We start from the raw sequence: 25983 nt of genomic DNA, 5'->3' as shown, positions 1-25983 counted from the left end.
GGCGGGGGCGTCGAGCAGTGGGGGTCGTGAGGGAGGCCGGAACGGCAGCCGGTCCTGCCTGGAACGCCCGCACTGGGCGCGGACCCGGCCTTGCGGTCCATCGAGTTTAGGTATACCTAACCAACCATACCTCGCGGCGGGGGCTCCCTGTCCAGCGGGGTGTGGCGTGGATCCGCGGAGCCTCCGGAGAACGCCCGTGCCAGGGCGCCCCCGGCCCGCGAAGAGGGTGCGGGGCGGGGGCTGCGGGGTCCGGTGGACGCATACCCGATCGATAATCACGGAAAGTCATCGACGGTTCGGGTGTTGCGTGATGTGCTTCACCGGCACATGGCCGAGAATAGGCTGTTTTTGCTGGTCATATAGGATTTTGCGGATGATATCGGAAGCGTAAAGAACCGAAAAGGCCTGTTTGTGGCCTTTTTTCCAGGGCAAGACCGTCTCGTGATGCGACCCTACGTAACTCTCCCGAATAAGCAGTACCTGTCTGAGCCCGGCTCCACCCAAGCCACGAGCCTGTATATAGCCGGCGCCTGGCGAGGCGCCGCCGAAGGCGGCGTCCGCAACGTCCTCAACCCCTACGACGCCTCCGTCCTCACCGTTGTGAGCGAAGCCGGCCCGGCCGACGTCGAAGCCGCGGTCGCGGCGGCGCGCAGCGCGTTCGACGACGGCGACTGGCGGCTGCGCCCGGCGAACGAGCGTGGGGAGATCCTGTATCGCATCGCCGACTTCCTGCAGCGCGGTCGCGAGGAGATCGCGGTCATGGAGTCCCTCGACACTGGCAAGACCATCGAAGAGGGCCGTATCGACGTCGACGACGTCACCGCGGTGTTCCGGTACTACGCGGGTCTGGCCGACAAGGAGGCCGGCAAGGTCGTCTCCACCCCCGAGGGCATCCTGAGCCGGGTCGTCTACGAGCCGGTGGGGGTGTGCGCGATGGTCACCCCCTGGAACTACCCGCTGCTGCAGCTCTCCTGGAAGGTGGCTCCCGCGGTCGCGGCCGGCAACACCATGGTCATCAAACCGAGCGAGGTCACCCCGGTCACCACCTGCAAGCTCGTGGAGCTCGCGATCGAGGCCGGTGTCCCGGAGGGCGTCGTGAACCTCGTCCTGGGCACCGGAGCCGAGGTGGGCGCCGCCATGGTCGAGAGTCCCGACGTGGACCTCGTCTCCTTCACCGGCGGCCTGGCCACCGGCAAGCGGATCATGGCGAGCGCGGCCGAGACGGTCAAGAAGGTCGCCCTGGAGCTGGGCGGCAAGAACCCCAACATCATCTTCCCCGACGTCGACCTCGACACCGCGGTCGACTACGCGCTCAACGCCGCGTTCTTCCACTCCGGGCAGGTCTGCTCGGCCGGCGCGCGGCTCATCGTGCACGAGGACATCCACGACGAGTTCGTAGCCGAGCTGGCCCGCCGCGCCGAGGCCATCAAGATCGGCTGCGGGCAGGCCGAAGGCGTGCAGAGCGGCCCGTTGGTCTCCGCCGAGCACCGCGCCAAGGTCGAGGCGGCCGTGGCGCGCGGCGTCGAAGAGGGGGCCAGGATCATCGCCGGCGGATCCCGGCCCGACGACCCGGAGCTCGCCAAGGGCTACTTCTTCCGCCCGACGGTCTTCGTCGACTGCGACCGCACGATGGACATCGTGCAGACCGAGGTGTTCGGACCGGTCGTGACGGTAGAGCGGTTTCGCACCGAGGCCGAGGCCATCGAACTCGGCAACAACACCGACTACGGGCTGTCCGGCGGGGTGTGGACCGGCGACGCCGGACGCGGCGACCGGGTCGCCGCCGGCCTCCGGCACGGCACGGTCTGGATCAACGACTACGGTCCCTACTTCCCCGGCGCCGAATGGGGCGGTTTCAAGCGCTCGGGGATCGGCCGCGAGCTCGGCCAGGCGGGGCTCGACGAATACCGGGAGGCGAAGCACATCTACCGCAACCTCGACCCTCAGCCGCAGCGCTGGTTCGGGTAACGGTGATGCGCGCGGGAGACGACCGGCCCGCGCTTCCGCTCCGCCCCGCCGCGCGCGTGGCGGACCACCGTCATGTCCTCAGTCCAGCCACATTCTCCCCCGGCCCTGGCCGGTTACCCGGTGCGGGTGCGACCGGGGGTGTTCGCTCGAAAGGAGCTGCACGTGGCCTCAGCGGATTCCACTTTCGACTACGTGATCGTCGGTGGGGGCACCGCCGGCTCGGTGATCGCCAACCGGCTCTCGGAGGATCCCGCCACCAGCGTGTGCGTGATCGAGGGAGGTCCCTCAGACGTCGGGCTGGAGCGGGTCCTCAAGCTCCGCGACTGGCTCGACCTGCTCGGTAGTGACCTCGACTACGACTACCCGACCGTGGAGCAGCCCAACGGCAACTCCTACATCCGCCACTCGCGGGCCCGGGTGCTGGGCGGCTGTTCATCGCACAACACGCTGATCAGCTTCCGCCCGTTCGCCCAGGACCTCGACGACTGGGTGGCCGCGGGAGCCGAAGGGTGGGACAACGCCACCGTCCAGTCCTACGCCGACCGGATCAAGTGCAACATCATCCCGGTCGCCGAGCAGGACCGCAACGAGATCGTCAAGGACTGGATCACGGCGTCGGCCAAGGCCACCGGCGTCCCGGTGATCGAGGACTTCAACGCCGCGACCTCCCACGGCGGCGGCTTCAGCGAAGGCGTCGGTTTCCTCTCCATCGCCTACGATCCCTACACCGGCTACCGCTCCTCGGCGTCCGTCGCCTACCTGCACCCGATCATGGACCAGCGGCGTAACCTCACGATGCTTCTGCAGACCTGGGCCGACAAGCTGGTCTTCGAGGGCGACCGCGCCGTTGGCGTCGAGGTACGGCGGCCTTCGGGTGAGCGCACCACAGTCCGTGCCGCGCGGGAGGTCATCCTGAGCGCCGGCGCGGTCGACACGCCGCGGCTGCTGATGCTGTCCGGGGTCGGCCCCGCGGACGACCTGCGCCGGGTGGGGATCAAGGTCCGGCACGACCTGCCGGGCGTGGGTGAGAATCTGCTCGACCACCCGGAGTCGATCATCATGTGGGAGACCGGCCGGCCGGTCCCGGAGAAATCCGTGATGGACTCCGACGGGGGGCTGTTCATCCGCCGCGATGACGGCGACCCGCGCCCTGACCTGATGTTCCACATCTACCAGGTCCCGTTCGACGACAACACCGCCCGGCTCGGCTACGATTCGCCCGGCCCGCGGAACGCGATCTGCATGACACCGAACATCCCCCGCTCCCGTTCGCGCGGCAAACTCTGGCTGGCCGGCTCCGACCCGGACACCAAGCCGGCGTTGGACTTCCGCTACTTCACCGACCCCGAGGGCTACGACGCGCAGACGATCGTGGACGGACTGCGGATCGCCCGGGAGATCGCCGGCACCGAACCGTTCAAATCCTGGATCAAGCGCGAGGTCGCGCCCGGTCCCGATATCACCACCGACGAAGGGCTGTCGGAGTACGGCCGGCGTGCCGCGCACACCGTGTACCACCCGGCCGGGACCTGCAAGATGGGCGCCGCCGACGACCCCGCGGCCGTAGTCGACCCCACACTGAAGGTGCGGGGCCTGACCGGGCTGCGCGTGGCCGACGCCTCTGTGTTCCCGAGCATGCCCTCGCCGAACCCGATGGTCACCGTTCTGGCGGTCGGCGAACGCGTCGCCGATCTGATCCGGGCCGACCGGTAGGCCCGGGAAGAGCCGGCGCTGTTCCGCCTCCGCCGGCCGCGGTGGCCGTTCGAGGGGCCCGCTCTCCTCCGGGGGGGATTTCCCCCCGGAGGAGGGTTGCGGCGCCGCCCCGGAGGATGTTCTCTGTGATTACCCTGGATACAGGTTGAACAGGATCTTCCGCGCCGGGTTCGTCGAGAAGGGAGACCCCGCCCACCGGTTCTTGGACGGTTGGCAGTGGACCGACCGGGACCAGAACACGGTCGTCCAGCCGATCGTGGACGAGGAGCGGGGTCCGAGGACGCGGTGGCCCGGTGGGTCCGAGAGAACCCGGACATCCGGAGACCCCGGATGCCCGAAGGCACCGCCCCCCGTCCGTAGCCGGGACAGCGGACGTGCGGCGCCTCCCGCTGCCGCACGTCCGCTGCCCGCGCCGGTTCCCCCGGCCGGATATATCGACGGAGAGACGACCAGTGCGCGAGACGAGACTCGGATCGGCCATCCTCACGGCGCTCGCCGCAGTCCTGTCCATGCCGCTCGTTACCTCCTGCCTGGCATCGGCCACCGAGAACGACGCGTCGGAGGCGCCCGGCGAGGTGCGCATCGCTGTGAACGGCTGGGTGGGCTACCAGGCCTCGGCCGCGGTTCTGACCTATCTGCTGGAGAACGAGCTCGGCTACCGGACCGAGCACGTGCAGCTCGACGAGGACGCCTCGTGGCGAGGGCTGGACGGGGGATCGGTCGATGTGATCGTGGAGAACTGGGGCCACCAGGAGCAGATGGAGCTCTATGGCCCCGGCGGCACCGGCGGTGCCGCCGACGGCGGTCCGAACGGCAATGAGGGCATCATCGGCTGGTACATACCGAAGTACCTGGTCGAGGAGCACCCGGAGATCGGTACGGTCAAGGGGCTCAAGAAGAACACCGATCTCTTCGCTTCCCCACAGTCCGAGGACAAGGGGGTGTTCCTCGGCAGCGACCCCTCGTTCGTCACCCAGGACCAGGGCATGATCAACAATTTCGGCCTGGATCTGAAGATCGTCTACGCGGGGTCCGAGGAGGAGCAGATCTCCGAGATACGCGAGAGGTACGAGCAGGAAGAGCCGGTGCTGTTCTACTTTTACCAGCCGCAGTGGCTGTTCGAGGACTTCGATCTGGTCCAGGTGGAGTTCCCCGAGTACGTCGAGGGCTGCGAGATCGACCCGGAGGACATCGGGTGCGGCTACCCCGAGTACGAGTTGAACAAGATCTTCCGGAAGGGGTTCACCGAAAAGGGCGGCGACGCCTACCGGTTCCTCGACAAGTGGCAGTGGACCAACGAGGACCAGAACACGGTCGCCCGGATGATCGCCGACGAGGGGATGGATCCCGAGGACGCCGCGGCCGAGTGGGTGGCGGACAACTCCGACGTCTGGCAGGACTGGCTCCCGTAACCGGGCGGCCGGAAGGCACCCTCGGCGATGACCGCCCGCGCCCTGGTTTCCCGGACGGGGGGTCACGGGTAGCGGTGCCCGCACCAGCCTCCTGATACGCGGGAACCTGGTCGGGTGAGGGTATGGAACACGGTCCTCTCGTAGGCGTGCGACGGCTGCGCCGGACAGCGGAGCGGGCCCCCGACCACCGCGACCGCTACGTCGACCTGCTCCGGGCATTCGCCATCTCCGCGGTCGTTCTGGGCCACTGGCTCGCGGTCGTCGTCGTGCGCACCCCCGAGGGCGGCATCACCGGTGAGAACGCGCTCGTCCACATACCGTGGGCCCACCCGTTGACTTGGCTCCTCCAGGTCATGCCGATCTTCTTCCTGGTCGGCGGGTACGCCAACGCCGCCTCCCTCACCTCGCACTACCGCCGCGGCGGCGGCACCGCGGGATGGCTGCTCGGTCGCACCGACCGGTTGATGCGGCCGACGACCGCCCTCCTGGTGGCCCTCGCCGTCTTCGCCCTGGCGGGCCGTGCGCTGGGCCTGGACGAGGAGGACATCGGGCTGGCCGTCTGGGCCGCGCTGATCCCACTGTGGTTCCTCGCCGCCTACATCTCGGTGGTCTTCCTGACCCCACTGATGTACGCCCTGCACCGGCGCGCCGGCCTCGCGGTTCCCGCGGCGCTCACGGCCGCCGTCCTGCTAATCGACACCGCCCGGATCGGCTTCGGCGTCCCCGTCATCGGCGAGGCGAACTTCCTCCTGGTCTGGCTGACCGTGCACCAGCTCGGGTTCGCCTGGCGGGACGGCCGCCTGCCGCGGCATCCGGTGCCGTTCGCGCTGCTGGGCGCCGGAGGGACCGCGCTGCTACTGGCGTTGACGATGTTCGGCCCATACCCGGTGAGTATGGTGAGCGTGCCGGGGGAGGAGCTGCAGAACGCCTCACCGCCCACCTTCGCGCTGCTCACCCTCGCCTACACGCAGACCGCGGTCGTGTTGCTGCTCAGCGGCCCGGCCAACCGCATGCTGCGGCGCATCGGCCCGTGGACGGCGGTTGTGGGGGTGAACACGGTCGTGCTGACCCTCTTCCTGTGGCACATGGTCGCCGCTGTCATCGCTGCCGCCGTGCTCTTCCCCACGGAGATCTTCCCGCAGGTGCCGGTGGGCTCGGCCGAATGGCTACTGCTCCGCGTCCCCTGGGTGCTGGTGGTGGCCGTTGTACTCACCGTCCTCGTCGCGGTCTTCGGCCGGATCGAGGTCCGCAGCGGCTCGACCTCCGCTGTCGCGGGGAGCGCGGGCGAGCGGCCGGACCCGTGGAGGTCGCCGCCGGTGTGGCTGCGCTGGGGGCTCATCGTGTTCGGCGGCGTCGCGGTGGTGACCGGCCTGCTCGTCACCGGTATCGAGGGCCCTGGCTACCACGGCCCGGTGGCCATGCCCACGGTCTCCTTCCTCGGCTACCTCCTCGGCGCCGCCGCGCTCCGGGCGGCCCGGGAGCGGCTGACCGGGTGAGGCGGCCGCCGAGTCCCGGACAGCGTGTTCACCCGGATTGTTCGTAGTGCAGGCGCTGGCTCACCCAGTACACGTTGAAGCAGGCTCCGACGAAGCCGGCGCCGAGGATGACGGCCAGTGGTGCCGAGTCGGTCAGCAGCACCGCGAGCACTGTTCCGGTAAGGAGTACCAGCGCCCCGAACAGCGCGAGGACCAACCGGAACCGTAACGCGCTGTAGGGCCGCTCGTGGCTCCCCAGAGACCCTTTCACCCGTCCTCTGCGCATGTCCCGCCCTCCGCGGTTGGTCTGTTCCCCCATCGTAAAGCGCACGCCGGGCGCCGCCCCCGTCAGCCGCGCCGCCGGCGAATCCGGCCGGCTGCGCTCCGCTGCCGCGCACCGGCACCGCCCCGACCGGAAGGCTCCTGCCGGGATCGGGGAGTGGGCCCGGCTCGCGGGCCGGACCCGCGGCATCCGGGCTTCCCGTCGCGGGTCCCGCCTTCCCGGGTATTCCGCGGTGCCTGAGGTACCGCTGCCCGAGACAGCGGTCGGCATGCAGGACGCGCCGAGCTCTTCGCGGCAGGGGCGGATGAGCTGTTCGCGCAGGATGAAATCCTGCGGGCCGCGGGTTCGGGCGCGGGGTAACCGGGTAGCCGGATCCTCCGGAGACACGATCCCGACACGCTAAGGGGGCCTCGCCATGGAGCGAGGGAGCAGCAAGCACGGCCCGAAGCTCGACGACCAGATGGAGCGCGAGGTCGAGGGGACACTGCGTTCAGGCAGGCCCACCCGCGTGCAGGAGGAGCTGGAACCGGAGCCCACGGTCACCGACGAAGGCGAACCCGCCACCGACCCCGAGATGACTGATCCCGAGGCGGAGAATCATCCGGGAGCCGCGGAGGAGGAGTGACCCCGCCTCCTACTCGGCGTCGAAGATCCCGGGGAAGGTGGAGGCGTGGGCGGTGCGCAGGTCGTCGAGGGGGATCTCGAACCCGCCGGCCGGGTGGCGCACGGTGAGGCTGGATCCGCCGACGGTTCCGATCGCCGCTGCCGGGACGCCGTGCCGGGTGCACAGCTCGGTGAACGCGGACTCGGCGTCGGGGCGGACCACCACGATCGCGCGGGCCGTCGACTCGCTGAACAGGTCGGTGAACGGGTCGTCGAGCTCGACCGCGCACCCGATGTTGCCGCGCAGCGAGGACTCGGCGAGGGCGGCCACCAGCCCGCCGTCGGACAGGTCGTGCGCCGCGGCGGCCACGCCGTACTCGGCGGCGTCGGCCAGTACCTCGGCCAGGGCGGCCTCGGCCGCCAGGTCCACCTTCGGCGGCAGCCCGCCGAGGTGGCCGTGGACGACGTCGGCCCAGGCGGAACCGCCGAGTTCCGCGCGGGTCTCACCGAGCAGGAAGATCGCCGCGCCGTCGGCGTCGTGGCCGAAGGCCGTCCTCAGCCGGTCGTTGACGTCGTCGATCACGCCGAGGACGCCGATGACCGGAGTCGGGTGGATCGCCGTGTCCCCGGTCTGGTTGTAGAAGCTGACGTTGCCGCCGGTGACCGGGGTGCCGAGCTGCCCGCAGGCGTCGGCCAGCCCCCGGACGGACTCGGCGAACTGCCACATCACGCCCGGGTCCTCCGGGGAGCCGAAGTTCAGGCAGTTCGTCACGGCGAGCGGGCGCGCGCCGGTGGCGGCCACGTTGCGGAACGCCTCGGCGTAGGCGGCCCGGGCCCCGGTGTAGGGGTCGAGCCGCGTGTAGCGGCCGTTGCCGTCGGTGGCCAGGGCGACGCCCCGGTCGGTGTCGTCCGAGAGCCGGATCATGCCACCGTCGTGCGGCGTGGCGAGGACCGTGTTGCCCAGCACGTAGCGGTCGTACTGCTCGGTGACCCACGTGGGGTCGCAGATCCCGGGTGCGGCGAGTACCCGCAGCACCTGCTCGCGCAGCTCGTCGTCGGTCTTGGGGCGCTCCAGGCGCGACGGGTCGTCGGCCTGCAGCCCGTCCTGGTCGGCTGGGCGGGCGTAGGGGCGCTCGTAGACCGGGCCCTCATCGGAGGCGGTGCGCGGAGGCAGGTCCACCACGGTCTCGCCGTTCCAGGTCATCACCAGGCGGCCGCCGCGCTCGGCCTCCTCAGCGGTGACGTCGGTGACCTCGCCGATCTCGGTGGCCAGGATGTTCCACTTCGCGCAGACCGCCATGAACTCGTCGAGCCTGGCCGGCTCGACGATCGCCATCATGCGCTCCTGCGACTCGCTCATCAGGATCTCTTCGGGCGCGAGCCGGGGGTCGCGCAGCGGAACCCGGTCGAGCTCGACGCGCATGCCGCCGGTGCCGCCCGCGGCGAGTTCGGTGGTGGAGCAGGAGACGCCGGCCGCACCGAGGTCCTGGATGCCGACGACCAGATCCTTGCCGAACAGCTCCAGGCTGCACTCGATCAGCAGCTTCTCCAGGAAAGGATCGCCGACCTGGACGCTGGGCCGCTTGGCGTGGCTCTCGTCGTCGAAGCTCGCGCTGGCCAGAACGGAGGCGCCGCCGATGCCGTCGGGACCGGTGGTAGCGCCGAACAGGACCACCTTGTTCCCCGGCCCGGGCGCCTGCGCCAGCTTGATGTCCTCGTGCTTCATGATGCCCATGCACAGCGCGTTCACCAGCGGGTTGGCGGCGTAGCCGGCTCCGAAGCCCAGTTCACCGCCGATGTTGGGCAGACCGAGGCAGTTGCCGTAGAACGAGATGCCGGAGACGACGCCCGGCAGCACCCGGCGGGTGTCGGGGGCGTCGGCGGGCCCGAAGCGCAACGCGTCCATGACCGCGACGGGGCGGGCGCCCATGGTGAGGATGTCGCGGACGATACCGCCGACACCCGTGGCCGCGCCCTGGTGCGGTTCGACGTAGGAGGGGTGGTTGTGCGACTCGATCTTGAAGGTCACGGCGTATCCGTCGCCGACGTCGACCACACCCGCGTTCTCCCCGATGCCCACCAGCAGAGCGTCGTTCTCGGGCGCCTTCTCGCCGAACTGGCGCAGGTGCACCTTGGAGCTCTTGTAGGAGCAGTGCTCGCTCCACATCACCGAGTAGATGGCCAGCTCGGCGGAGGTGGGGCGGCGCCCGAGGATCTCGCGCACGCGCGCGTATTCGTCGTCGGCCATGCCGAGTTCGGCGAATGGCTGCGGGGTGTCCGGTGTGGCCTCGGCGGTCGCGACGGTGTCGGCCTGCGCTGCTTCGGGCATTCGTTTTTCCGTTCGGGCTGTGCGGTGTGCGGCGTGCGCCGTGGGAGGTCGGATCACTGGTTCGGGGCCTGGGCGTGCGCGAGGATCAGGCCGGCGGTGGTGTCCTGGGCGTAGGGGGCACTGCTCCCCTGCACCATGACCTCGCCGTCGGTCAGGATGGTGTCGGTCTCAGGGACGTCCTCGGGTTCCTGGCTCCCCTCGGGGACCACCTGACCCCATTCCTGGTCCAGCAGGTGGCCGTAGACGGCTTCGATCGCCTCGTCCCCGTCGAGCCCCTCAGCGGTGATCCCGACCAGGCGGTAGCACTCGCCCCCTTCGCACTCCTCCCCGAGATCGGTGTAGTCGACCTCGTCCGGGGCGCTGCCGAGAGCGTCCATCTCGGGGGCGGGCGCGGACTCCTCCGCACCCTGCCCCTGCGGAGGGGACGGAGGGGCGGGAGCGGGCGCGCGCATGGCATTGAACAGGCCGACGGCCCCGGTGGCGATCAGAGCGGCGGTGACCACGCCGACCAGGATGACCAGCATTCTCCGGGAGCGCAGCAGCGCCATCATCGGGTCAGTCCCCTTACGTACGGGTGTCGCGGAACCGCCCGGATCATCCCGTCCCCGCCGGGGCCGGAGAGGCTTCGGTGACGCGCGCGACAAGCGAGGTGAAGAACCCCAGCCCGTCGACAGAGGGGCCAGTGAGCTCCTCAACCGCGTGCTCCGGGTGCGGCATGAGCCCGACGATGTTGCCGTGCTCGTTGCTGATGCCGGCGATGTCGCGCTGCGAACCGTTGGGCGCGGTGCCTACGTAGCGTGCGACCACCCGGCCGCTGCGCTCCAACTCGTCCAGGGTCTCGGGCGCGGCAACGTAGTTGCCCTCGCCGCTTTTCAGTACCACCAGGATCTCCTGGCCCGGCAGGTAGCGGTTGGTCCACGCGGTGCCGGCGGACTCGATCCGCAGGCGCTGGTCGCGGTTGATGAAGTGCAGCGAGCGGTTCCGGGTGAGCGCGCCGGGCAGCAGGTGGCTCTCGCACAGGATCTGGAAGCCGTTGCAGATGCCCAGAACCGGTAGCTCCCCCGAGCGCGCGGGCGGCACCAGCTCCGCCATGATCGGGGCGAAGCGGGCGATGGCGCCGCAGCGGAGGTAGTCGCCGTAAGAGAAGCCGCCGGGCAGGATCACCGCGTCGACGCCCTTGAGGTCGGCGTCGCCGTGCCAGAGGGCGACGGGCTCCGCCCCCGCGATGCGGACCGCACGCGCGGCGTCCCTGTCGTCGAGGGAACCGGGGAAGGTGACGACGCCCACACGGGCTGTCATGGGCACTCTCCGAAAGATCGTCCGTGGGAGCAAGGCCGTACGCGGTGTCCGGTCGTCGCGCCCGGCGTGTCTTGGTTTTGAGGCTACCTGCTGACCTCGGCTATCGCGATGCGGGGAGAGGGCGCGGAGCCCCGCGGACCCGGCGACCTCCTTTGACCGCGTTGGTCGGCCGCTCAGCAGAGCATGGCGGGTGTGCGGTCCATCCCGCACCCGGCGCTGCTGTGCTCCCCGCCGTGGTGCAGCCGCTTGTGCAGCTGGACCGTGGTCCCGCCGAAACGGGAGGAGGTGAAGGTCACGTCGTCCGAAAGGTGACGCATCAGCAGAATGCCCCTGCCCGACTCCTCGTCCGGATCCGGCAGGGGCACCTGGTCCGCGTCGAACGTTGGCCCTCTGTCGACGATCCGCAGGAGACAGCTGCCGCCGGCCACATTGGCTTTGACCTCGTAATTCGGTGCCCGGGTTCCGTGCTCGATGACATTGGCGCACGCCTCGGACGCGGTGAGCAGGATACTGAATCGGCATTCGTCGCAGACGCCGTTGGCTCGCAGTGCTTCGGTAAGAAATCTCCGTACAACACCGACGGTGTACGGCTGCCGGGGGAGCACGATCGAGAATTTCACGCCCATCGAAAGCCCTCGCGACCGGTTCGGCACATTAGCTAGAGTTCCCGTAGAGGGAGTACCGAAACTGGCCGGGGCGGCCGGGGCGGGCTACTCGACCCGCAGCTCGAAGTCCTCGATGACGGGGTTGGCGAGCAGCGTCTCGGCAAGCCGGCGGATGTCGTCGAGCCTGTCCTCGCCCACCTCGCCATCGATCTCCACCTCGAAGCGCTTGCCCTGCCGGACCTCGGAGACCGCCTCGAACCCGAGGCGGCCGCACGCCCCGAGGATGGCCTGTCCCTGGGGGTCCAGGATCTCCGGCTTGAGCATGACGTCAACGACGACGCGGGCCACAGAGTCCTCCACTGGTGTGCCGTACTGCGAGACAACGGTCCGGGGCTCTCCGCCGACGCGGAAGAGGCACGAAGAAGCGTACGGTACCTGCGGACTCTTCGGAGTCCAGGGGGGCGGTGCGCAGACGTCTTTACCGTACGTTTAGGCGGCGCTGGTCGAATCTTGCCATTTCGTGATGCTTATCACGTCGGTTGGACTCATCGCGAAGCGGCTCGGCAAGCGTCTAACAAGTTGGTAGCAATCAACGGTCGTCCGTCCTAAGGGGGAAATTTGGCGACCATCGAACTGGAGCGCACCACCGAAGACGAAGACGGCGCGGAACATCTGGACTTCGTCTCCGCAGTGACCCCGTACGCCGAGCAGCTGTACCCCACTGCCCTGCGTATGACGCGGAACTCCGCTGACGCCGAGGATCTGGTGCAGGAGACCTTCACGAAGGCCTTCGCCAACTTCCACCAGTTCCGGGCGGGCACGAACCTGCGGGCGTGGTTGTACCGGATCCTGACCAACACCTTCATCAATGGGTACCGCAAGAAGCAGCGCGAGCCGCGCCAGGAGACCACTGACGAGATCAAGGACTGGCAGCTCGCCGCCGCCGACACGCACGCCTCGACCGGCTCCCGCTCCGCTGAGTCCGAGGTTCTCGAGCACCTGCCCGACTCCACCATCCGGCACTCGCTGGCACAGTTGCCGGAGGAGTTCCGTGTGGTGGTGTACCTGATCGACATCGAGGGCTACTCCTACAAGGAGGTAGCCGCCCTTATGGAGACGCCGCTGGGAACCGTGATGTCCCGGCTGCACCGCGCTCGCCGGCAGCTCCGCGGGATGCTCGCCGACTACGCCAAGGAGCGTGGAATCCAGGCCGCGGCCTGACCGCGCCGCCCCGCCGCTGAGTCCTCGCCCGCCCCGTTGCGCGGAAGAACCGTTTCGCGAGCCTCGCACTGACCTCCGTCCGACATGTGCGCTCGCGGGCCCGCGCCCAGCACGGGGCCGCCGCAGGACAGGCCGCGCGGATGTGGAGTCTTCCACTGTTTCGTCACGCTCGGTAGTGAGTTGCTGCTTCTCCGCTGAATTTCGGGTCGTCCGGCGATCGATCTTCCACGGGAACCGGTCGGACGTCCGACTTTTTCCTCGGATGGCCTTGAGTTTGGTTGGAAGTCCTGGTAGTTGCGCTTTTGGTGTTCTTGGGAATGATGGCCGGTGGCGAAAAGGTGTCGCTGAGGCCTTGCGCGGCCAGCGGTGAGTTCTGTCACGATACGGGTAGGGCTGCCCGTGCATACCCGTTACCCCGGGTGAGCGGGCGGAGATCCGGCCGGTCAGCGGTACCCCGCCACATCGGCCCCGATTACCCGAGGAGCGACAGGTGTCTAACACCACCGCGCACGAGGAACCGGAGCTTATCCAGCTCCTGACCCCCGACGGAGAACTGCGAGAGCATCCCGACTACCCGCTCGACATCAGCGACAAGGAGATCCGCGACCTCTACCGCGATCTCGTACTGGTCCGGCGCATCGACACCGAGGCGGTCGCGCTGCAGCGACAGGGCGAACTCGGCCTGTGGGCCTCTCTCCTGGGCCAGGAAGCGGCGCAGGTCGGTTCGGGGCGCGCACTGCGACCGAACGACATGGCCTTCCCCTCCTACCGCGAACACGGCGTGGCCTGGTGCCGCGGCATCGACCCCAAAGAGCTGCTGGGACTGTTCCGCGGTGTCACCAACGGAGGATGGAACCCCCGCGACCACGGCTTCCACCTGTACACGATCGTCATCGGCACGCAGAACCTGCACGCCACCGGTTACGCCATGGGGGTCCAGCGCGACGGCGCTCTCGGCGAAGACGGAACCGCGGTCATCAGCTACTTCGGCGACGGCGCCACGAGCCAGGGCGACACGAACGAGGCGTTCAACTTCGCGGCCGTGAACAACGCGCCCACCGTGTTCTTCTGCCAGAACAACCAGTGGGCCATCTCCGAGCCGCTGGAGCGGCAGTCCCGCGTCCCCCTGTACCAGCGTGCCCTGGGGTACGGCTTCCCCGGCGTGCGCATCGACGGAAACGACGTCTTCGCCTCGCTCGCCGTCACCCGCCGGGCGCTGCAGAACGCGCGCGAGGGGCAGGGGCCCACGCTCATCGAGGCGTTCACCTACCGCATGGGCGCGCACACCACCAACGACGATCCCACGCGTTACCGGATCTCCGCCGAACTGGAGGAGTGGAAGCAGAAGGATCCCATTCTGCGGATGCGCGCCTTCCTGGCCAATCAGGCCTCGGCGACGACGCGTTCTTCTCGGCCGTCGACTCCGAGGCCGACGAGCTCGGTGAACGCGTCCGCCGCGAATGCCGGGAGCTGCCCGAGCCCGACCCGCTCGACATCTTCCACGAGGTCTATGCGGAACCCAACAGCCACATCGACCGCCAGCGCGCGGATTTCGCCGACTACCTCGCCTCCTTCGAGGACGCCGGCGTGGAAGGGGGCCGGTAAGCACATGGGTACCAAACTCACGATCGGCAGAGCGATCAACGAGGGACTGCGCGCCGCCATGGAGGCCGACCCCAAAGTCCTCGTCATGGGAGAGGACGTCGGCAAGCTCGGCGGCGTCTTCCGGGTGACGGACGGGCTGCAGAAGGACTTCGGGGCCGACCGGGTCATCGACACTCCGCTCGCGGAGTCCGGCATCGTCGGTACGGCGATCGGCCTGGCACTGCGCGGCTACCGCCCGGTGTGCGAGATCCAGTTCGACGGGTTCTTCTTCCCCGCCGCGAACCAGACGTTCTCCCAGCTCGCCAAGATGCGGCGGCGTTCCGCGGGAGCGCTCAGCGTGCCCGTTGTGATCCGCATTCCCTACGGGGGTGGGATCGGAGCGGTCGAGCACCACAGCGAATCCCCCGAGGCCTACTTCGCGCACACCGCCGGCCTGCGGGCGGTCACGGTCGCCACTCCCGAGGACGCCTACTGGATGATCCAGCAGGCGATCGTCTCCGACGACCCGGTGGTGTTCTTCGAGCCGAAGCGGCGCTACTACGAGAAAGCCGAGGTGGAGACGGGGCCCCCGCTCGCCTCCGCCACCCCCATGGAAACCGCCCGTGTGGCGCGTCCAGGGCGCGACGCCACGCTTCTCGCCTACGGGCCCATGGTCAAGACGGCGCTGCAGGCCGCCGAGGCCGATTCCGAGCGCGACATCGAGGTGATCGACCTGCGTTCCCTCGCGCCGGTCGACTACGACACGGTCACCGAGTCCGTGCGCCGCACGGGACGCCTGGTCGTCGTGCACGAGGCACCCCTCACCAACGGCCTGGGCGCGGAGATCGCCGCCCGGGTCACCGAAGCGTGCTTCTACCACCTGGAGGCTCCCGTCATCCGGGTCTGCGGGTTCGACACGCCCTACCCCCAGTCCCGGTTGGAGGAGCACTACCTCCCCGACCTGGATCGGGTCCTCGACGGCGTCGACCGCGCGTTCGCGTTCTAAGGGAGCCGGGTGAACATGGAACAGCAAGGCGTGCAGGAATTCCGGCTGCCCGATGTCGGTGAGGGACTGGTCGAGGCCGAGATCCTGCAGTGGTACGTGCAGCCCGGCGACCAGGTCGAGGTCAACCAGCTCATCTGCGAGATCGAGACCGCCAAGCCGCGGTGGAGCTGCCCAGCCCCTTCGCCGGAACGGTGCGGGAGTTGCTGGTCGAGGCCGGAAGCACGGTCGACGTCGGAACCCCGATCATCCGTGTGGGCGACGACCCCGCCGACCCGGGGGCGGTCGGTGCGCAGAACGGTGCCGTGCAGCGGCAGGAGGAGGGGAGCGAGGAGGAGACACGGGAGAAGCCCCTGGTCGGTTACGGGGAGAAGGCGTCCGCGACCCAGCGCCGCAAGCGCCGCCGTCCGGCGGCCGCATCTGCGGCGGTCGCACCGCCCGCCGCACCGCCTTCCCCGCCGGCCCAGGCCCCGGCACCGGCGCGGGAGGCCTCGGCTCCGCTGAACGGCGGCTCCGCACGGGCGCTCGCTAAGCCCCCGGTGCGCAAGCTCGCCAAGGACCTCGGGGTGGACCTGCGTTCGGTCACCGCCACTGGTCCGGGCGGCCTGGTGACCCGTGAGGACGTGCAGCGGCACGCCGCACCCCCCACGGAGGTCCCCGCCCCGCCCGCTCCGGAGTCCGGGGAGCCCGAGCCCACTCCGGAGGCACCGGTGGCGGACTTCGCGGCCCGGGAGGAGCGCATCCCGGTCAAGGGCGTGCGCAGGCACACCGCGGCGGCCATGGTCAGCAGCGCGTTCACCGCGCCGCACGTGACCGAGTTCCTGCAGGTCGACGTCACCAAGACCATGCGGACCGTGCGGAAGCTACGCGAACGACCGGAGTTCGCCGACGTCAAGGTGTCCCCGCTGCTCCTGGTGGCCAAGGCGCTGCTGACGGCTGTGCGGCACCATCCCCGGGTCAACGCCTCCTGGGACGAGGAGGCGCAGGAGATCGTGGTCAAGCACTACGTGAACCTGGGGATCGCCGCGGCGACCGACCGCGGCCTGGTGGTCCCCAACATCAAGGACGCCGGAGCGAAGCCGCTCCCCGAGTTCGCCCGCGCACTGCAGGAGCTCACCGAAACGGCCCGCGAGGGCAGGACCACCCCGGCCGCCATGAGCGGCGGAACGATCACGGTCACCAACGTCGGCGTGTTCGGCGTCGACGCGGGCACACCCATCATCAACCCGGGCGAGGGCGCGATCCTCGCGTTCGGCCAGATCCGCGACATGCCGTGGGTGCACAAGGGCAAACTCAAGGTCCGGAAGGTGACCACCCTGTCGCTGTCCTTCGACCACCGCATGATCGACGGCGAGCTGGGATCCGAGGTCCTGCGGGACATCGGCGCGATGCTGGAGGATCCGGAGATGACCGCCCTGGCGTGGGGCTGACCGGCAGCCCGCGGCCCACTGCGTGGGGCCGCGGGCGGCCCGCCTGACCGCTGGGCCAGGCCGCTGCGACCGCTCCCCGGAGCTGTTCGACGACGGCAGTGCCGGACCGGTGACGTGGCCTGGTCCGGCCCCGGTTTCGCGGAACGTTCGCCGGGGTTCCCACGTCCGATCCGGTGAGTGCGCGTGATGTGGCGTTTCGTGATGGAGCCGTAGCCTGGAGGGCCAGTGGAACCGAGGTCTTGTATCCCCCTGCTCTCCCTCGTGGTGTCGGGGAGTCTGCTGCTCGGCGGGTGCGGCCTGGCCGGCGATGACACGCCCGGCGAGGGCGGTGACGCCGCAGAAGACGGGAGGGAGGAACGGGGGAGCGGCTTCGTCCAAGAGGGCTACGTGGGGTCCTACGGTGATTTCCTCCACGCGCGGGTGGAGGTGACCGAGGTCGCTCGGCTCGACGATCGCACCAGGACGACGATCGAGTTCACCAACCTGCAGGACGACACGGTCAAGTACGCGCAAAGCAAGAACGTTCTGAAGCCCGCCTGGTTCAACCTCCTCGACCCGGTGAACCAGCGCCGCTACAACGTCTACACCGACATCGGAACCAAACCGCCCGCGAGCAACGACTGGTCCCCCGGAGTCGCCTACGAGATCGTGGTCTACTCGCCTCCCCTGGAGGACAACGTCGACCAGGTGACCGTGCAGGCGCCCGGAGGGATCGGGGAGTTCACCGGAGTGCCGGTGGTGGAGGGCGAGCCGGAGACCTACCCCTCGGAGGCCCCGGAGGAGAGCCCGAGCGAGGGCGACACGGTCACCTATCCGGTGGACGACGGCGACCCCGAGCCCCTGGACGACGACTACGAAGAGCTGTACGGGGTGGTGGAGAACGTCGTCCAGGGCCGGGAGACCGAGGATGACACCGAGACGGTCGCGCTGCGCGCCGATGTGTTGTTCGAGTTCGACGAGGCCGACCTCACCGACAACGCCGAAAGCGTCCTCGAGGAGGTCGTCGAGGAGACCCGGGAGCGGGCCGACCCGGAGAACCCGCCCATCACCATCGCCGGGCACACCGACGGGGTCGGCGACGATGACTACAACCGGGAGCTTTCCGAGGAGCGCGCGGAATCGGTGCGCGAGCTTCTGGAAGGAGAGCTCGGCGGGGAGTACGAGTACGAGACCGAGGGGCACGGTTCATCCGACCCGGTGGAGCGCGAAGGCGGAGACGACGACACCTGGGCGCGGGCGCAGAACCGCCGGGTGGAGATCTCCTATGCCTTCCTGGACGACGTCGCCAACGAGGACGCCGGCGACGAGGAGTACGAGGAAGAGCTCCTCGAGGTCGATCCGTCGGAGGCGGGGGAGCCGGCCGCGTTCCGCGCCCACAGGGACGAGGAGCCGGTCGCCCAAGGCGAGTTCACCCAGGAAAGGGAGGACGGCGACCGCGAGTGGACCATGCGGGTCTACCCGTTCTACCGGGACGGCGCCTACCTGGTGGTTCGCTTCGACATCACTCTCGACCACGGTCCGGACCTGCGCTACACGCAGAACCCCTTCGGCTCCGGAAACACCGGCCGCGTTAACTTCGGGGTGATCGACCCGGCGAGCGGAACCATCCATCAGCAGGTCCGGCGTCGGGACCCCGACCGGACCGTGCACAGGCTCGGCTGGAAGGTCTGGCCCCCCGCCACCGGAAAAGGGGTGACGCAGTACGGCTACATGTACGTCCCCGCGCCGCCGGAGGACGTCACCTCGGTGACCTTCGACGGAGCCGACTTCGGCCGGTTCCCCGGCGTCCCGATCGAGGAGTGACTCCGTTGGTCCCTGTCGGCGCGGGTACCCGCGCGACAGGGACCACATCATGCGCTGTGCGGGGGTGGAACCGCGCCCGCCGGCGGGTGGCCGTATGCGGACGGAGAGCGGAGACGAGCAACCGCGGCGCGCTCCGCTGCGTCGGATCCGGCTGAACACCCCACCTGCCGATTCGGAGAACTTCTCATGTCCGGGAGGCACCTCCTTGGCCACGAGGGCGCCGCCGAGGGAGGGGCGCGAGCCGCGTCCCGTCGATCTCGACGGGGTGCCGGGCCGGTAATCGGTAGACCTTCCAGAAGGACCCGGGTGGCTCCAGCTGTGGCGGATGGGGCCACCCGGGCGTTATCCGGAGGCTAGGCCAGGCAGGCGTACACAGCGCGCACCAGCGCCTCGGCGCGGGGATTCCTCGGGGCCGCGCAGTGCTTGTTGAGGACGTATCCGAAGGCCAGGTCGTTGTCCAGGTCGGCGAACCCGAGGGCGCCCCCGGATCCCTGGTGGCCGAAGGTCCGGTACCCCCAGCCGTCGAAGTAGGGGCCGCTGGGGACCATGAATCCCAGGCCGAAGGCCGTGTGCGAGAGCAGGACGCGGTCGGGTCCCCGCGACCAGGGCTGCGCCGCCTGCTCGGCGAGACCGGGGGACAGCAGCCGCCGGCCGTCGACCTCGCCGCCGAGCGTGGCGTAGTAGCGGGCCAGTCCCCGGGCGGTGCAGATCGCGTTTCCCGCGGGCATCTCCAGGGCGTGCAGCCGCGGGGTGTTCATGTCGAAGCGGTTGACCATCACCGTGGCGAACGTGCGCTGGGCGAGTGTCTCGACCCTGCGCTGTACGAGCCGGCCGACCATCCGGTCGGCCAGATCGCGCGCCGGCCCTTTGACGAGGGTGGTGAACCGCTGCTGCCGCTTCAGGGCGCGCTCTCCGGTGCCGCGCGCCGGCGCCAGTGCCACGAGCTGCCTGATGAACTCCTCGTACCCCTTGTCGGGGTACGGTTCGATCTCCCGCGGGGGGATCGTCGGCGCGAAGCGGTGCTCCTGCTCCGGGGGTGTGCCGATCCGCAGGTCGAGCCGCAGCGAGGGCGCGACCTTCTCACGCAGGTACTGACCCGGTGTTCTGCCGGTCGCGCGCCGGACCACCTCTCCCAGGAGCCAGCCGAAGGTCAGCGCGTGGTAGCCGTGCGCGGTGTCCGGCTCCCAGGCCGGCCGCTGCGCGGCCAGCGCGTCGACGACCGGGTGCCACGCCTCCATCATGGCCAACGTGATGGGGCGGTCCACGGCCGGGAGCCCTGCGCGGTGGGTGAGCAGGTGCTTGAGGGTGATCCGCTCCTTGCCTCCAGCGGCGAACTCCGGCCAGTAGTCGGCGACCCGCGCGTCCAGGTCCAGTAGTCCCTCATCGACCAGGTGCAGCACGATCCCCGCGGTCACCCCTTTGGTCGCCGAATAGATGATGGCCGTCGTGTCCTCCTCCCACTGGCGGCCGGTCCGCGGGTCGGCGCAGCCGCCCCACAGGTCGATCACCGGACGCCCGCGCTCGTAGACGCAGAAGGCGGCACCTACTTCGTCCCCCGAGTCGAAGTTCTCGGCGAACACCTCGCGTACCTTGGCGAACCGGCGTTCGGTCGTTCCCGCGATCGCGGCGCCGCCGGTTCTCCGATCCTTCCCAGACATGCCAGCTCCCAGAGTTGCTCGGACGCCCGTCCCCGACTCCCGCGCGTTGCCGAGCGCCGCGCGGGATGACTCCAGCACAGGGGTGCTTCGGTATTGATCCGGAAGCGCGCTGTGCGTGGAGGTACCGGATCGGCGATCCACCGCTCCAGTCCCCGCTCATGTGAATCCGCAACTATATTTATGAGCGTTCATTCATATTGATTGCGGCGAACGAGTGTGTCAAGGGCCGGGGCCCGCAGTCAACGCGGGGCTCCTCCGCTCCGGGCCCGCCCACTCGTGTCGACCGGGTGAGCGGCCCCGGCCGGTGTTCCGGCCCGGCGGCCGGTACATACGCTTATTCACCTCTCCTGCTGGCTACTCTTGAAGTGCCGCCGCCCGTGGAGACCCCGCGGGTGGCAGCCGACCCCAAGTTGGCGATCGAGAACCGATGGGACAGGCGATGCCACCGAGGACCAAGACGCGGGCGAAGGCGCGAGCGGTGTCCGGCCAGCACCCCCGGGAGCGGCTGAAGGAGGCCGGAACCGAACTGTTCTTCGCCAGAGGCTTCCACGCCACCTCGGTGCGCGACGTCACCGAGGCGTGCGGCCTCACACCCGGCTCCCTGTACAACCACTTCGGGTCCAAAGAGGACCTGCTGTACTCGATCATCATGGACGGCCACGCCGTTCTGAACCGGTCCCTCGACGCCGTGCCCGCGGACTCCCCGCCCGCCGACCGGCTGCACGGTCTCATCACCGCGTTCGTGCTGCACCACGCCCGATCCCGCCAGGAAGCCATGGTGGGCGACGAGTGGCGGTCGCTGAGCGCGGAGCTGCTGGAGGACGTGCGCCAGGCCAGGCTGCGGATTCGCGTGCTCGTCGAGACCGCCATCCGCGACGGCGTGCGCTCTGGTGTCTTCACCCTGCCCGAGCTCGAAGGCGGCGATTCCGCCCGGTTGGCCGCCATGGCGGCGCTGGACATGAGTCTGCGGGTCTCCGGCTGGTTCCGGCCCGGCGACCCGGTGGCCGATACGGAACTCGCGCGCTTCTACGCAGATCTCGTTGTGCGCGGAGTCACGACTCCCGCCCCAGCTTCCTGAGCTGGGCTTTCCAAGGCGCGAGGGCGCACTGGTACCGGTGGGGTCCAGGTTTCGTGAACGAACGTACGTCCAGTACTTTCTCCTTTTGGAATCGGATGGTTAGCGTCGTTAACGCTGCGTGCATTTTTGCGCGCTGCTCCGGTCGTCAGCGAAATCCGATTCTTTGGGGAGAGGGAACACGTGTCGACTCTGCTCGAGCGCCTGGGGCGATTCGCCGCCCGGCGTCCATTACTGCTGCTTCTGTGCTGGATGCTGGTGGCCGGCATCGTGATCGGCGCCGCGCAGCACCTGGGGCCGAAATACGGGGACGGTTTCGACCTTCCGGGAACGGAGTCGCAGGCAGCCCAGGACCTGCTGGAAGAGGAGTTCCCGGAGGCGCGGGGGGCGAATCTGATCGTCGTCCTCAGCGCGGACGACGTCCCTATAGCGGAGAAGGACGGCTCAGAGGCCGAGATCGCGGCCGCCTTCGAACGGGTCGCCTCGATGGAGGAGATCGCGGAGGCCCCCAACCCCTTGGCGCTGCCGCCGGAGGCGGGGGTCGTCTCAGCGGACGGGCGGACCGCGTATTCGCCCGTCCGGGCGAACCAGGCCATGGGAGAGATCGACGACCCCGACGCGCTGACGGGCGCCATCGACGACAGGTTCGCCCCGGTGCGCGCCGCCGGGGTGGACGTGGACTTCACCGGCCAGATGTCCAGTACCTACGGCACCGCCGGCTTCAGCGGGTCGGAGTTGGTGGGGCTCGGGGTGGCGGCGATCGTGCTCATCGTCGCCTTCGGGTCGGTCGTCGCCGCGGGACTGCCGCTAGTAACGGCGATAGCCGGACTGACGGCCTGCCTGAGCGCCACGTGGCTCCTCGGCCGCGTATGGCAGATCCCCGAGGACTCGATGCTCATCGCCGCGATGATCGGTCTCGGCGTGGGCATCGACTACGCGCTGCTGATCGTCAGCCGCTACCGGGAGTACCTGCTCGCGGGGGAGAGCGTCGAATCGGCCCTGGGGACCTCTCTGGCCTCGACGGGACGGTCGGTGGTGTTCGCGGGCGGCACGGTCATCGTCGCGATCCTCGGACTGTGGCTGACCGGCCTGCCGGTCGCGGGGGGCATGGGAACGGCCACCGCGGTCACGGTCACGGGGGTGTCCCTCACGTCGCTCACCCTGCTGCCCGCCCTTCTCGGACTGACGGGACGGCACATCACCCGGCTGCGACTCGGAGCGGTCCTCGGGCGCGGCCGGGGCCGCCGCGTGGACGCGCGAGACGGGTTCTGGACCCGGGTAGCGCAGGCCGCCACGGCGCGCCCGCTGGTGTCGGCCCTCGCCGCCGTGCTGTTCCTGGGAGTGCTCACGATCCCGGTGTTCTCCCTGCGCCTCGGGCTGCCCGATGACGGGAGCCGCCCCCCGGAGAGCACCCAGCGCCAAGCCTACGATCAGCTCGCCGAGGAGTTCGGACCGGGAACGGCGGGGCCGTTCACCGTCGTCGTGCGCATGGCCGAGGGAACCGGCGAGGAGGACCTGGCCGGACTCACCGGCGCCCTCGGCGAGGTACCCGGGGTGGAGCGCGTCACCCCGCCCACCGTCAACGAGGAGGGCAGCGCCGCGGTTCTCTCCGTGGTCCCCGCGACCTCCCCGCAGTCATCGGCCACCGTGGAGCTCCTGCACGAACTGCGCGACGACGTCGTCCCCGAGGCGCGCGGCGGATCCACGGCCGTGGTGGGCGGTCCCACCGCCTACTACGCGGACATGGGGGAGCTGCTCCAGGGGCGGCTGGCGCTGTTCATCGGCGGCGTCGTTCTCGTCTCCTTCGTGCTGCTCATGTTCGTCTTCCGGAGCATCCTGGTGCCGCTGAAGGCGGCGATGGCCAACCTGCTCTCCATCGGTGCCGCCTACGGCGTGGTCGTGGCCGTGTTCCAGTGGGGGTGGGGGAAGGAGCTCATCGGGTTACCGGAGACCATCCCGATCGAGCCCTTCGTGCCGCTGCTGATGTTCGCGATGCTCTTCGGCGTGTCCATGGACTACGAGGTGTTCCTGGTGTCCCGGATCCGGGAGGAGTACGACCTCTCGGGCGACGCCGTCGCCGCGACCATCCGCGGGGTCGCGGGAACCGGGTCGGTCATCACCAGCGCGGCGCTGATCATGATCGCGGTGTTCCTGTCCTTCGTGGGACAGTCCGAGCCGTTCGTGAAGCTCTTCGGCCTCGGTATGGCCGTGGCGATCCTGCTCGACGCCACGGTGGTCCGGATGCTGCTGGTTCCCGCTGTCATGCGGCTTATGGGGCCGGCCGCCTGGTGGCTGCCGGGATTCCTGAGACGCGGAAAGACCGGCGAGCCGCGTACCGACCGGGAGCCCGTGCCCACCGCTCACACCTGAGCGAGGACACGGGCCTTGCAGGGGTCATCGTGCCCCCCCGGCACGATGACCCCGCTTTGCGTGTGCAGGGAGCCGCGGCGCGGTCATGCCGCCGGCCAGCCCTCCACGGCCCTGCGCAGCAACTCGTTCCGGTTACGCGCGCCGACCTTGCGCAGCACGCTGCTCACATGGTTCTTCACGGTCTGGTTGGCCAGCCGGAGTCGGTCCGCGATCTCCTCGTTGGTGAACCGCTGCACCAGCATCGCGAAGATCTCGCTTCGCGTTTGGTCATCCTGCTCCAGGACGGAGCGGAATAGAGGAAACCATTGCCCAGCGCCGACCGTTCGGGGCACGCACTCAGCCAGAGATGTTCGCCACTCGCCGTCCGTTTGACCCCGTCGAGCATCAGGCGCAACCGGTCATCTTGTGGATGTAGGAGTCCGCGCCGGCCTTGAGCGCGTCGGTGAGTTCGGGCAACTGCTCGACGGCGGTGTAGATCACGATCCGGATGGCCGGGTTCGCGATCTTGATCCGCTGGATCAGGGAGGCGTCGATCCCCTCCCCTACGGGGTTGGGTCGATGATCACTACGTCGTAGCCCGAGCGGACGGTCTGCAGCAGTTCGCTCTCGGAGTCAGTGCAGACGAACGACAGGTCCGGCCTGATCAGCGCAATGATACTGAAGGCCGCTCTGATTATCGGCTGGTGATCGAGTACGACAACCGACGTGATTGAATCATCTCTCATGTTTTCTTCTTCGCGCGAGGAGCGGTTGAAGGTGGAGAGGCATGGGACTTCTCTGGACCCCCATTGCTTTCCCGTCCGGTTGGATGTTGACGATTGAACTTCCCCCAAAGCCTCTCACGGCGACTCATAGACGCTTGTCGGCGATGATAGGTTTACCTTTGTGTCCAATTTGCACGAGAAGTGAAGTTCATTCCGCTCCTTGGGGGCGAGTTGCGGTGATCGCGTTTTATTTTTTGCCTAGATTTTGCGTTCCGAACTCCGGGAATCGTCCCTCGGTATCAGCGTGACATTCATCGCCGCAAGGGCGGGTGTTCCTCGAAGGACGATTGTGTGACGAGTGTCACGGCGGAAGTTGATCCGCGAGTTCAGCAACGGCGGTACTTGGTACTTTCTGTCGGGATATCCCGCGTTGAATCAGTACCGTGCGGGTCTATATGCATCCGCGGGCGAGTAGTTCAATGAGATTGGGTTCTCCGAGAGATCCCAATCTTTAAATCGCGAGGAAAATAATTCGCGATTCCGAACGGATCCAGTGGTCTCACGCATACCCGCGTTACCCCGCTGACGTCCTACTTCATAGGAACAGGAAAGCAGCGTATGTCGGACTGTGTCCTGGTGCGCGCTATTGGCTCAGTGCGCCTGATAATCCTCAACCGGCCGGAGCGCCGGAACGGGCTGGACTACGAAATGGGGCTCCGGCTGCTATCGGAGGTGGTCGAGGCCTCCCGCGACGACGAGGTCCGGGCGATCGTGCTCTCGGGGGAGGGAACGGCCTTCTGCGCCGGCGACGACATCGCCACGCTGCAGCGCTACATGGAGGGTGACCCGAGCACCGCGCCCGCATGGCGGGAGACCAGCGACGCCTTCTACGTGCGGATCTGCGAGGAACTGCTCCTCACCCGCAAACCGGTCATCGCCGCGGTGAAGGGCGCGGCCGTGGGGGCAGGGACGGAGCTGGTCTGCGCCGCCGACCTCCGGATCGGCGGGCCGGGCACCAGACTCGGCAGTGCGCTGATCACCATCGGCCACGTCGGCGCGACCGCGATGCTGCAACGCGTCGTGGGACCGGCCAGGGCCACCGAGATCTACCTCAGCGGTCGGCTGGTGCAGGCGGAGGAGGCCATGCGGCTCGGGCTCCTCGACCGGTTGGCCGACGACGACGAGAAGGTGCTGGACCTGGCCGTGGAGACGGCCACCAGCCTGGCCGAGGGGCCCACCCGCGCGATCGGGCTGTTCAAGGAACTGCGCGAGCGGACCGAAGGGCTCCCCGCGCTGCACGCCTTGCGGCTGCAGGACCAGTTCCACCACCGCAGCCGCACCGAGGTGGCCGACAGCACCGAAGGGCCCCTCGCCTACCTGGAACGCCGGAACCCCCGCTTCACCGGCGGCTGAACCACGTCCCGAAACCCGCGCGACGCTCTAGATCC

General features: G+C 69.0%; 21 protein-coding genes and 2 pseudogenes. 14 read left to right on the top strand and 9 right to left on the bottom strand.

Features of this window, described 5'->3' with window-relative positions; translation table 11 throughout:
- Positions 1–444 precede the first annotated feature (444 nt).
- From VS93_RS08255 to VS93_RS08240, 4 genes are all read left to right on the top strand, one after another.
- Complete coding sequence (locus tag VS93_RS08255) at positions 445–1968, top strand: aldehyde dehydrogenase family protein (protein ID WP_082126722.1); 1524 nt, start codon at positions 445–447, stop codon at positions 1966–1968.
- 162 nt (positions 1969–2130) lie between these two features.
- Positions 2131–3681, top strand: coding sequence for a GMC family oxidoreductase (locus VS93_RS08250; RefSeq protein ID WP_046469389.1), 1551 nt, complete (start codon positions 2131–2133; stop codon positions 3679–3681).
- 509 nt (positions 3682–4190) lie between these two features.
- A complete protein-coding gene (locus tag VS93_RS08245; RefSeq protein ID WP_046469430.1) occupies positions 4191–5093 on the top strand; it encodes a glycine betaine ABC transporter substrate-binding protein in 903 nt (300 codons plus the stop codon).
- Between the two features lie 122 nt (positions 5094–5215).
- Entirely contained in the window at positions 5216–6589 is a 1374-nt protein-coding gene (locus VS93_RS08240; RefSeq protein ID WP_201776579.1) for an acyltransferase family protein, read from the top strand.
- A 28-nt stretch (positions 6590–6617) separates the two neighbouring features.
- Here VS93_RS08240 and VS93_RS08235 read toward each other — a convergent pair whose 3' ends face one another.
- Positions 6618–6854 carry a hypothetical protein gene (locus VS93_RS08235; protein ID WP_046469387.1) on the bottom strand — a complete coding sequence of 79 codons (237 nt, stop codon included), beginning with the start codon at positions 6852–6854 and terminating at the stop codon, positions 6618–6620.
- Positions 6855–7266: 412 nt separating this feature from the next.
- Here VS93_RS08235 and VS93_RS08230 point away from each other — a divergent pair, with 412 nt between their 5' ends.
- Positions 7267–7476, top strand: coding sequence for a hypothetical protein (locus VS93_RS08230; RefSeq protein ID WP_046469386.1), 210 nt, complete (start codon positions 7267–7269; stop codon positions 7474–7476).
- Positions 7477–7485: 9 nt separating this feature from the next.
- Here the strand turns inward: VS93_RS08230 and purL are convergent, their stop codons facing one another.
- The 5 genes from purL to purS form a co-directional block, all read right to left on the bottom strand.
- Positions 7486–9783 carry a phosphoribosylformylglycinamidine synthase subunit PurL gene (gene purL, locus VS93_RS08225; RefSeq protein WP_046469385.1) on the bottom strand — a complete coding sequence of 766 codons (2298 nt, stop codon included), beginning with the start codon at positions 9781–9783 and terminating at the stop codon, positions 7486–7488.
- 53 nt (positions 9784–9836) lie between these two features.
- Complete coding sequence (locus VS93_RS08220; RefSeq protein WP_046469384.1) at positions 9837–10334, bottom strand: hypothetical protein; 498 nt, start codon at positions 10332–10334, stop codon at positions 9837–9839.
- A 43-nt stretch (positions 10335–10377) separates the two neighbouring features.
- Positions 10378–11082: a phosphoribosylformylglycinamidine synthase subunit PurQ gene (gene purQ, locus VS93_RS08215; protein WP_046469383.1), complete on the bottom strand. Its 705-nt coding sequence runs from the start codon at positions 11080–11082 to the stop codon at positions 10378–10380.
- Positions 11083–11255: 173 nt separating this feature from the next.
- Positions 11256–11708 (bottom strand): ATP-binding protein, encoded by a 453-nt coding sequence (locus VS93_RS08210; protein WP_236700417.1) that lies wholly within the window; start codon positions 11706–11708, stop codon positions 11256–11258.
- An 84-nt stretch (positions 11709–11792) separates the two neighbouring features.
- The gene (purS, locus tag VS93_RS08205; RefSeq protein WP_046469382.1) at positions 11793–12035 is read right to left on the bottom strand and encodes a phosphoribosylformylglycinamidine synthase subunit PurS; all 243 of its coding nucleotides are present in this window, start codon (positions 12033–12035) and stop codon (positions 11793–11795) included.
- 270 nt (positions 12036–12305) lie between these two features.
- Between purS and VS93_RS08200 the strand changes: the two genes are divergently transcribed.
- The 6 genes and pseudogenes from VS93_RS08200 to VS93_RS08185 all read left to right on the top strand — a co-directional run bounded on the left by VS93_RS08200 (position 12306) and on the right by VS93_RS08185 (position 18728).
- A complete protein-coding gene (locus VS93_RS08200) occupies positions 12306–12908 on the top strand; it encodes a sigma-70 family RNA polymerase sigma factor (RefSeq protein ID WP_046469381.1) in 603 nt (200 codons plus the stop codon).
- Positions 12909–13398: 490 nt separating this feature from the next.
- A pseudogene (locus VS93_RS31230) lies at positions 13399–14331 on the top strand (thiamine pyrophosphate-dependent dehydrogenase E1 component subunit alpha); the annotation flags it as partial.
- Positions 14332–14517: 186 nt separating this feature from the next.
- The gene (locus VS93_RS31225) at positions 14518–15498 is read left to right on the top strand and encodes an alpha-ketoacid dehydrogenase subunit beta (RefSeq protein ID WP_046469428.1); all 981 of its coding nucleotides are present in this window, start codon (positions 14518–14520) and stop codon (positions 15496–15498) included.
- A 15-nt stretch (positions 15499–15513) separates the two neighbouring features.
- Positions 15514–15689: pseudogene (locus tag VS93_RS33305) on the top strand (biotin/lipoyl-containing protein); the annotation flags it as partial.
- A complete protein-coding gene (locus VS93_RS08190) occupies positions 15690–16925 on the top strand; it encodes a dihydrolipoamide acetyltransferase family protein (RefSeq protein WP_394298802.1) in 1236 nt (411 codons plus the stop codon). It abuts the pseudogene before it with no gap.
- Positions 16926–17150: 225 nt separating this feature from the next.
- Positions 17151–18728: an OmpA family protein gene (locus VS93_RS08185; RefSeq protein ID WP_236700416.1), complete on the top strand. Its 1578-nt coding sequence runs from the start codon at positions 17151–17153 to the stop codon at positions 18726–18728.
- 353 nt (positions 18729–19081) lie between these two features.
- Here VS93_RS08185 and VS93_RS08180 read toward each other — a convergent pair whose 3' ends face one another.
- Entirely contained in the window at positions 19082–20386 is a 1305-nt protein-coding gene (locus VS93_RS08180) for a serine hydrolase domain-containing protein (RefSeq protein WP_052745602.1), read from the bottom strand.
- 478 nt (positions 20387–20864) lie between these two features.
- Here VS93_RS08180 and VS93_RS26785 point away from each other — a divergent pair, with 478 nt between their 5' ends.
- Complete coding sequence (locus tag VS93_RS26785; protein WP_162231655.1) at positions 20865–21464, top strand: TetR/AcrR family transcriptional regulator; 600 nt, start codon at positions 20865–20867, stop codon at positions 21462–21464.
- 180 nt (positions 21465–21644) lie between these two features.
- Complete coding sequence (locus VS93_RS08170; protein WP_046469380.1) at positions 21645–23831, top strand: MMPL family transporter; 2187 nt, start codon at positions 21645–21647, stop codon at positions 23829–23831.
- Positions 23832–23914: 83 nt separating this feature from the next.
- Here the strand turns inward: VS93_RS08170 and VS93_RS32445 are convergent, their stop codons facing one another.
- Both VS93_RS32445 and VS93_RS08165 read right to left on the bottom strand, forming a co-directional pair.
- Positions 23915–24163: a helix-turn-helix domain-containing protein gene (locus VS93_RS32445; RefSeq protein ID WP_269082813.1), complete on the bottom strand. Its 249-nt coding sequence runs from the start codon at positions 24161–24163 to the stop codon at positions 23915–23917.
- Between the two features lie 210 nt (positions 24164–24373).
- Positions 24374–24556 (bottom strand): hypothetical protein, encoded by a 183-nt coding sequence (locus VS93_RS08165; protein WP_046469379.1) that lies wholly within the window; start codon positions 24554–24556, stop codon positions 24374–24376.
- Positions 24557–25153: 597 nt separating this feature from the next.
- On the opposite strand from VS93_RS08165, the gene VS93_RS08160 reads away from it, so the two are divergent.
- The gene (locus VS93_RS08160) at positions 25154–25948 is read left to right on the top strand and encodes an enoyl-CoA hydratase/isomerase family protein (protein ID WP_052745600.1); all 795 of its coding nucleotides are present in this window, start codon (positions 25154–25156) and stop codon (positions 25946–25948) included.
- Positions 25949–25983 lie beyond the last annotated feature (35 nt).

It is taken from the genome of Allosalinactinospora lopnorensis (genome assembly GCF_000981225.1).
Lineage (GTDB): Bacteria > Actinomycetota > Actinomycetes > Streptosporangiales > Streptosporangiaceae > Allosalinactinospora > Allosalinactinospora lopnorensis.
This window is presented reverse-complemented; position numbering and strand designations above follow the sequence as displayed.

Bases quoted from the DNA above. Each gene is read 5' to 3' on its own strand.
- VS93_RS08255 (WP_082126722.1), top strand. From the start codon at position 445: ATGCGACCCTACGTAACTCTCCCGAATAAGCAGTACCTGTCTGAGCCC.
- VS93_RS08245 (WP_046469430.1), top strand. From the start codon at position 4,191: ATGCCGCTCGTTACCTCCTGCCTGGCATCGGCCACCGAGAACGACGCG.
- VS93_RS08240 (WP_201776579.1), top strand. From the start codon at position 5,216: ATGGAACACGGTCCTCTCGTAGGCGTGCGACGGCTGCGCCGGACAGCG.
- VS93_RS08235 (WP_046469387.1), bottom strand. From the start codon at position 6,854: ATGCGCAGAGGACGGGTGAAAGGGTCTCTGGGGAGCCACGAGCGGCCC.
- VS93_RS08230 (WP_046469386.1), top strand. From the start codon at position 7,267: ATGGAGCGAGGGAGCAGCAAGCACGGCCCGAAGCTCGACGACCAGATG.
- purL (WP_046469385.1), bottom strand. From the start codon at position 9,783: ATGCCCGAAGCAGCGCAGGCCGACACCGTCGCGACCGCCGAGGCCACA.
- VS93_RS08220 (WP_046469384.1), bottom strand. From the start codon at position 10,334: ATGATGGCGCTGCTGCGCTCCCGGAGAATGCTGGTCATCCTGGTCGGC.
- purQ (WP_046469383.1), bottom strand. From the start codon at position 11,082: ATGACAGCCCGTGTGGGCGTCGTCACCTTCCCCGGTTCCCTCGACGAC.
- VS93_RS08210 (WP_236700417.1), bottom strand. From the start codon at position 11,708: ATGGGCGTGAAATTCTCGATCGTGCTCCCCCGGCAGCCGTACACCGTC.
- VS93_RS31225 (WP_046469428.1), top strand. From the start codon at position 14,518: ATGGGTACCAAACTCACGATCGGCAGAGCGATCAACGAGGGACTGCGC.
- VS93_RS08180 (WP_052745602.1), bottom strand. From the start codon at position 20,386: ATGTCTGGGAAGGATCGGAGAACCGGCGGCGCCGCGATCGCGGGAACG.
- VS93_RS08165 (WP_046469379.1), bottom strand. From the start codon at position 24,556: ATGAGAGATGATTCAATCACGTCGGTTGTCGTACTCGATCACCAGCCG.
- VS93_RS08160 (WP_052745600.1), top strand. From the start codon at position 25,154: ATGTCGGACTGTGTCCTGGTGCGCGCTATTGGCTCAGTGCGCCTGATA.